8 protein-coding genes are annotated in these 6,874 nt (G+C 60.4%); 2 read left to right on the top strand and 6 right to left on the bottom strand.

Features of this window, described 5'->3' with window-relative positions:
• Nucleotides 1–75: 75 nt before the first annotated feature.
• The 5 genes from DTF_RS0109450 to gmd all read right to left on the bottom strand — a co-directional run bounded on the left by DTF_RS0109450 (nt 76) and on the right by gmd (nt 4,383).
• Nucleotides 76–1,536 carry an MBL fold metallo-hydrolase RNA specificity domain-containing protein gene (locus tag DTF_RS0109450; RefSeq protein ID WP_027715130.1) on the bottom strand — a complete coding sequence of 487 codons (1,461 nt, stop codon included), beginning with the start codon at nt 1,534–1,536 and terminating at the stop codon, nt 76–78.
• 159 nt (nt 1,537–1,695) lie between these two features.
• Complete coding sequence (locus DTF_RS0109445) at nt 1,696–2,757, bottom strand: GDP-L-fucose synthase (protein ID WP_027715129.1); 1,062 nt, start codon at nt 2,755–2,757, stop codon at nt 1,696–1,698.
• A gap of 11 nt (nt 2,758–2,768) precedes the next feature.
• Nucleotides 2,769–2,972: a four helix bundle protein gene (locus DTF_RS27760; RefSeq protein ID WP_162148625.1), complete on the bottom strand. Its 204-nt coding sequence runs from the start codon at nt 2,970–2,972 to the stop codon at nt 2,769–2,771.
• Nucleotides 2,941–3,129 (bottom strand): four helix bundle protein, encoded by a 189-nt coding sequence (locus DTF_RS27755; RefSeq protein WP_051361192.1) that lies wholly within the window; start codon nt 3,127–3,129, stop codon nt 2,941–2,943. The genes DTF_RS27760 and DTF_RS27755 overlap by 32 nt, the downstream gene beginning before the upstream one ends.
• 105 nt (nt 3,130–3,234) lie before the next feature.
• Nucleotides 3,235–4,383, bottom strand: coding sequence for a GDP-mannose 4,6-dehydratase (gene gmd, locus DTF_RS0109435; RefSeq protein WP_027715128.1), 1,149 nt, complete (start codon nt 4,381–4,383; stop codon nt 3,235–3,237).
• 662 nt (nt 4,384–5,045) lie between these two features.
• On the opposite strand from gmd, the gene DTF_RS0109430 reads away from it, so the two are divergent.
• Complete coding sequence (locus DTF_RS0109430; protein ID WP_027715127.1) at nt 5,046–5,276, top strand: AbrB/MazE/SpoVT family DNA-binding domain-containing protein; 231 nt, start codon at nt 5,046–5,048, stop codon at nt 5,274–5,276.
• Nucleotides 5,266–5,622: a type II toxin-antitoxin system PemK/MazF family toxin gene (locus DTF_RS0109425; protein ID WP_027715126.1), complete on the top strand. Its 357-nt coding sequence runs from the start codon at nt 5,266–5,268 to the stop codon at nt 5,620–5,622. The genes DTF_RS0109430 and DTF_RS0109425 overlap by 11 nt, the downstream gene beginning before the upstream one ends.
• A 34-nt stretch (nt 5,623–5,656) precedes the next feature.
• Here DTF_RS0109425 and DTF_RS0109420 read toward each other — a convergent pair.
• On the bottom strand, nt 5,657–6,874 hold a 1,218-nt coding region (locus DTF_RS0109420; RefSeq protein WP_027715125.1), incomplete at its 5' end, for a glycosyltransferase family 4 protein.

Here is a 6,874-nt window from a genome sequence, read left to right as displayed (position 1 = left end):
GGGGTCTTGCCTGAAACGACACCCCCCCCCGGCGCCACGGAGCGCCGCCAGGGGTCCGTTGCAGTAAAAGCGCTGTCAGAAGGGAGCCGAGACCACCGACACCCCCGGCACTTCCTCCGCCAGAGCCGCGGCGAGGCCCGCGCGTGCCTCGTCGTCGCCGTGCACCAGCCGTATTTCAGCGGGTCCTCGACGCATCCGCCGGATGAAATTCACCAGGTTCGTGCGGTCCGCGTGCGCCGAGTAGCCGCCGAGGGTGTGGACCCGGGCGGCGATGTCGTAGCGCCGGCCGTCGAGGACCACGTAACCCCCTCCCGGGCCGTACTTCTGGACCGCCCGCCCCGGCGTCCCCCTGGCCTGGTAGCCGACGAAGACGATGTCGGTGCGCGGATCGCCGATGAGCGCCTTCAGGTAGTTGACGATACGCCCCCCGGTGCACATCCCCGAGCCGGCGACAACGATGCACGGGCGCCCCGAACGGGCGAGGAGGCGCACGGCGTTCTCATGATCGTCGTGGGAGCCGACGGTGGTCATCTGCTCGAAGGCGAGCGGATGGCGCCCGAATAGAACCCGCTGCTTGGCTTCGGCATCCCAGAAGGGGCGAAGGGTCCGGTAGGCCTCGGTGAAGCGGCCCGCAAGGGGAGAGTCGACCACGATCTCCAGATCCTCCCAGGGCAGCCCCTTCGCCGCGTAGCGTCCGCGGTTGCGGTGGACGATATCCTCGAGCTCGTAGAGCAGCTCCTGCGTGCGACCGATGGCGAAGGACGGCACCAGGATAGTTCCCCGGTCCGCCAGGGCACTCTCGATGATCCCCTGAAGGCGCCTGCGCCTCTGCCGCCGCCCCTCATGCTCCCGGTCGCCGTAGGTCGACTCCAGCACCACCACATCGGCCCCCCACGGAGATTTCGGCGCAGGCAGAAGGGGCGCATACGGCGCGCCGAGGTCTCCGGAGAAGATGACCCGTGACTCGTGATTCGTGATTTGTAACTGGTTAACACCTGTCCTGACCCTGCACTCCACGTAGGCGGAGCCCAGGATGTGGCCGGCGGGCTGGAGCTTGACGGCCAGCTCCCTCCCCTCCCCCGCCGGGATCTCGTGCCACCTGCCGTAAGGGAGGGGAACGATGAGGCGCTTGACGCGCTCCAGGGCCGTCTCGATCAGGCGGCGGTCGCGGGTGACGCCGACCTTGAGGGCGTCTTCGAGCATCAGGGGGAGGAGAATGGCGCTCGGCTCGCTGCACAGGATGGGTCCGTCGTATCCGGCGGCGAGCAGCAAGGGGATGCGCCCGACGTGGTCGAGATGGACGTGGGTGACGACCAGGGCGCGGATGTGTCCGATGGGGAAATCGATCTGATTCGGCGTGCGGGACGCGGCATGCGGAACGAGACCAGGCCCTTCCCCGTCCCGCGTCCCCCGTTCCTCGTCCCCCTGAAACAACCCGCAGTCGACGAGAATGCCGGCATCCTCCGCGATGCGGAGCTCATGACACGAGCCGGTAACGCCCGTGTGGCCTCCGTGATGAACGATCCGGTAATCCATAACCCCCTCCTTTTTATCTGCAAATGCGCAATACTCGCGTCAGAGCCAAACCCAAAAATATTTCACCGCCCGTTCGCTTCGCTCACTCAAGACGCAAAGAGCGCAGAGGAAAACATCGGGTATACTTTGCGTCCTTCGCGACTTGCGGTGAACAGGATTTTACCGAACAGCTCCTCCGTTCTCCAGATACCATTCGTATATCCTGCGCACGCCCTCCTCCAGCTTCACCCGGTGCCGCCACCCAAGGGCGTGCAGTTTGGAGGGATCGGTCAGCTTGCGCAGGGTGCCGTCCGGCTTGGCGGGATCGAAGGACAGGCGGCCTCCGAAGCCGACGGTGCGGCGCACCAGCTCGGCGAGCTCGGCGATGCTCACGTCCTCGCCGGTGCCGATGTTGATGTGGGTGTTGCGGATCTCCTTCGCTCCCGGGGCATGGGTGTCGGCGAAGTCCCGCTCTTCCATGAGAAAGACACAGGCGTCGGCCATGTCCTCGCTCCAGAGGAACTCCCGGCGGGGCCTTCCCGTTCCCCAGATCTCCACGCTCTCCGCCGAGACCCCGAACCGCTCCAGAATCGCCCCCGCCTCGGCCTCGCTCCCCGCGCCCAGATCGGCCAGGACAGCCTCCATGTCCCCGGCTTCCAGCAGGCGGGCCAGGTACATCTTGCGCACCAGGGCCGGCAGCACGTGGGACTTCTCCAGGTCGAAGTTGTCGCCGGAGCCGTACAGGTTGGTGGGCATGACGGAGATGAAATTGGTGCCGTACTGCAGGTTGCAGCTCTCGCAGAGCTTGATCCCGGCTATCTTGGCGATGGCGTAGGGTTCGTTGGTGTACTCGAGGGGGCCGGTCAGGAGGTACTCCTCCTTCATCGGCTGGGGGCACTCCCGGGGATAGATGCAGGTGCTCCCCAGAAAGAGAAGCTTCTTCACCCCGTTCACCCGGCTCTGGTGGATGACGTTGTTCTGGATGGCCAGGTTCTCGTAGATAAAATCGGCCCGGTAGGTGTTGTTCGCCACGATCCCGCCGACCTTCGCAGCCGCGAGAAAGACGTACTCGGGCTTCTCCGCCGCGAAGAATTCAGAGACCGCCTGCTGGTGGGTCAGGTCGAGCTCCGCATGGGTGCGGGTGACCAGGTTGGAGTAGCCGCCCTGCCGCAGGCGACTCAGAATGGCCGAGCCGACCAGGCCTCTGTGGCCGGCTATGAATATCTTTGAGGTTGAGTTCATGTTTAATTCGTTCAATTTGTTTTATTGGTTGCTTGGTGGAGGTAGGAAACCAATCCATTGATTTTCCGCCCGACTTTCTCCGAAAATTTTCTCATATCGGAAAGGTTATCTGCCGTGATATACCCCTGATCAAAGGCGACATAAAAATGGCTGATTGTCTCTGCCAGGGACGCTCTCGAGTAGTCAAGGAATGTGCCGGTAAAAGCCTTCGGCAATATTAGCCATGACGGAAACGGCGCTTCGTCTGATCTGACTCAGCAGATCATAGTCCTTCCGAAAGGAGTCGTTTTTAAAAAGATCATAAACTTTGCGCGTGAGTTCCCTTGCATCCTGCCAGCATTCAAGCTCTTCAAAACTATTCAGCCTAGCCATACCCCCTCCGGAAAAAGCGGTTTCATTCGTTCCATTTGTTCAATTCGTTTTACTTGTTTTACCAGCCCCAACCAATTGAACAAATAGAACTAAACCAACAGTTTTCTACTCGTGGTAATCAAACGTATTAAACCCATGCCGCCGGCACAGCTCGTCCTTCTTCGCTTCCTCCAGGTCCGACAAGACCATCTCCCTCACCATCTCCCTGAAGGTGGTCTTCGGGGTCCAGCCGAGCTTTTCCTTCGCCTTGGTCGGGTCGCCGAGAAGAGTTTCTACCTCTGTCGGGCGATAATAGCGCGGGTCGACTCGAACGACGACATCACCCGTTTTGAGTTTTGAGTTTTGAGTTTTGAGCTCACCTTGGGCCTCGGGCCCTGGACCCTGGACCTCCTGGACAATCCCGACCTCCTCCTTCCCCTCCCCTTCCCACCTTAAGGTAATGCCGACTTCGGCGGCGGCGGTTTCGACCATCTGGCGGACGCTGTACTGCACGCCGGTCGCGATGACGAAGTCTTCGGGGTGGTCCTGCTGCAGCATCAGCCACTGCATCTCCACATAGTCCCGGGCATGCCCCCAGTCGCGCAGGGCGCTCATGTTGCCGAGGTACAGGAAGTCCTGCAGGCCGAGGGAGATGCGGGCGACGGCGCGGGTGATCTTGCGGGTGACGAAGGTCTCCCCGCGGATGGGGGATTCGTGGTTGAAGAGGATGCCGTTGCAGGCGTACATCCCGTAGGCCTCGCGGTAGTTGACGGTGATCCAGTAGCCGTAGAGCTTGGCCACCGCGTAGGGGGAGCGGGGATAGAAGGGGGAGGTCTCCTTCTGGGGGATCTCCTGCACCAGGCCGTAGAGCTCGGAGGTGGAGGCCTGGTAGAAGCGGGTCTTCTTCTCCAGCCCCAGGATGCGGATCGCCTCCAGCAGCCGCAGGGTGCCGATGCCGTCGGCGTTGGCCGTGTACTCCGGGGTCTCGAAGGAGACACCGACATGCGACTGGGCCGCCAGGTTGTACAGCTCGTCGGGCTGCACCTGCTGGAGGATGCGGATCAGGTTGGTCGAGTCGGTCAGGTCGCCGTAGTGGAGGATGAAGTTGCGGTTCTCCACGTGGGGGTCCTGGTACAGATGGTCGATGCGGTCGGTGTTGAAGAGCGAGGAGCGGCGCTTGATACCGTGTACGACATACCCTTTTTTGAGCAGGAATTCGGCGAGATATGCACCGTCCTGGCCGGTAATGCCGGTGATGAGTGCGACTTTTTGCATAGTGAATTCGTGACTCGTGACTCGTGACTCGTCACTGGTTAATACCACTGCGGATCCCGGGAAACGTTCACTTTCCTCCTTCTTGTTTATTGATTGATCCGGGCAACCCCTAAATCATTCAGGATCAGAATAAGTTTCATCGCCTTTAAATCGCCTTTATCCGAAGTTATCTGAGTACAATTCAGGTTTTAAGTGGTTGATCAAAGGCATTCACCACAGAGACACAGAGCACCGAGAAGTCATTAATCTAGTGTCTCAATTGAACGCAGATCAAATCGGATGTACGCAGATTAACATCTGATCTTTAACCAAAGCCAGAATATGGAGTCTCTCCCTGGCTTCCAGCGGGATGACGATCTGGTTCTTGCTGCTTACCGTAACGGTTGAAGGCATGAGTCACCTCTCAAGGTAAAGTGGATTTCGTTTTCACTTTACCAAGACTCATCTTGGATGTAAATGCCGTGATTCGTGATTCGTGATTTCGTGATGAATTATCACAGATCACTGATTACAGATCACGAGGTATTGCCAACGATTTCGCCGCCGGCCATCCGGATCCCCTTGTTCATGGCGTCGTAGATGCCGTTTCCAGGTGGCGGTAATTATCCCTCTTGTCCAGCAGAACAGGTAATGATAGTATTACCGAAAAAGGAGGTTCGCCCATGCCGACAGCGACGAGCCGAATCACATCCAAATATCAGGCCACCATCCCGGAACCGGTCCGCAAAGTATTGCACCTGAAGGCTGGAGATACGATTGCCTTCGACATCGAGGATCACCAGATACGGATCAGAAAAGCGAGGCCGATCGATCTGGCCTTTGCCCAGGCACTTGAAGGAACCCTGAACGAATGGGAATCTGCGGCTGACGAGGAGGCATATCGTGATCTTTGATGCCTTCGATGTCGTTGTTGTTCCCTTTCCGTTCACCGACAAGGCGACCACAAAACGACGACCGGCATTGATCCTGTCCGATTCCCGGGAGTTCAATCAGCAGGTCGGCCATGCGGTCATGGCAATGATCACGAGTGCCAGGAATTCGGATTGGCCGCTCGATTCGGAGATCGAGGACCTGGACGCCGCAGGGCTCCCCTCACCTTCGATCATTCGGATGAAACTGTTCACCCTGGATGTGAATTTGATTATCAGGAAGGCCGGAAGGCTTGCCGCCCCGGACAGGACCAAAGCAGTAGAAGCACTTCGCCTTCTTCTTCCTCTGAAAAGCATTCGAGAATTTTAACTGCAGACCCCAGAACCAGTCGAGAGAAGGAGATTCAATTCGGAGATACCGCCGCGACCTGGGACTGAATGAGCGCCTGATAAACCTCCATAGTCCTCCCGATCACGATCTCCTCGTCGAACTCCTCCAGCACGATCCTCCTCCCCGCCTCCCCCATCTTCCGCCTCAGCTCCGGATCGCGGGCGAGGGTCGTCAGGGCGTCGATCAGCGACTGGACGGTCCTGGTCGGGACCAGAAGGCCGTTTTTTCCGTGCACCACCAGCCCCCGGCAGCCGGCGATGTCGGTGGCGACGATCGGTCTGGCCATGGCCGCGGCTTCGATGAGGATGCGGGGAGTGCCTTCGCGGTAGGAGGGGAGGACGACGATGTCGCTCTCGGCCAGCAGCGGGAGCATGTCGTCGACGTGCCCCCTGTAATCGACCAGCCCCTCGGCGCGGATGGCGGCCAGGTCGGCTTCGGTCAGGGAGGAAGGGTTGCCGGGGTAGATGTCTCCGGCGAAAACGAACCCGATCTCCTCCCCTGCCGCCTTCAGCGCCCGGGCGGCGTCGAGGAGCTCGAAGATCCCCTTTTCGCGCAGGAGGCGAGAGGCGAAGAGGACTTTGACGAGATCCGTGGAAGGCGGGTGATCGGAAGCTTGTAACTGATCACCCGCCGTCGCCTGACGGCTATGGCGGGGCATGCTGATCACGGATAACAGATCACTGGTTTTGTCACTCTGATCACCGGGTCTATAGGCCCTGCAGTCGACGCCGGAGCCTCGGATGAGGGCGGTGCTTTCTTCCTCCACCAGTCTGTTGCGGACGAAGTAGCCGCGGTCCTCCTCGTTCTGGAAGATCGTCCGGGTGCCACGCCGCCCGAGGGCGAAGCGGTAAAGGCCGCGCACCGACGGGCGCAGCAGGCGGGCCTTGAGGCCGGGGTCGGTGAAGATGTGGCCCATGCCGGTGACGGCGTTGACGATGGCGGGGACGCCGGCGAGGCGGGCGGCGAGGCTGCCGTAGAGGACGCACTTGATGGTGAAGTGGTGGCAGAGATCGGGCTTCTCCTCGCGGTAGAGGCGGCAGAGGCGGGCCAGCAGGGCGAGCTCGGACAGGGGGTTGGTGCCGCCGGTGGAGAAGTCGACTGGGATCCAGCGGAAGTCGAGCGTCTTCAGCCTCTCACCGTACTGTCCCGGAGGGGAAACCAGCACGACCTCCCAACCTTGGTCGCGGAGGTTTTCGGCCAGCGAGAGCCGGAAGTTGTAGAGGTACCAGTC

The organism is Desulfuromonas sp. TF (genome assembly GCF_000472285.1).
Classification (GTDB): domain Bacteria; phylum Desulfobacterota; class Desulfuromonadia; order Desulfuromonadales; family ATBO01; genus ATBO01.
The sequence above is the reverse complement of the archived record's forward strand: the minus strand, read 5'-3'. Positions and strand labels throughout refer to the sequence as shown.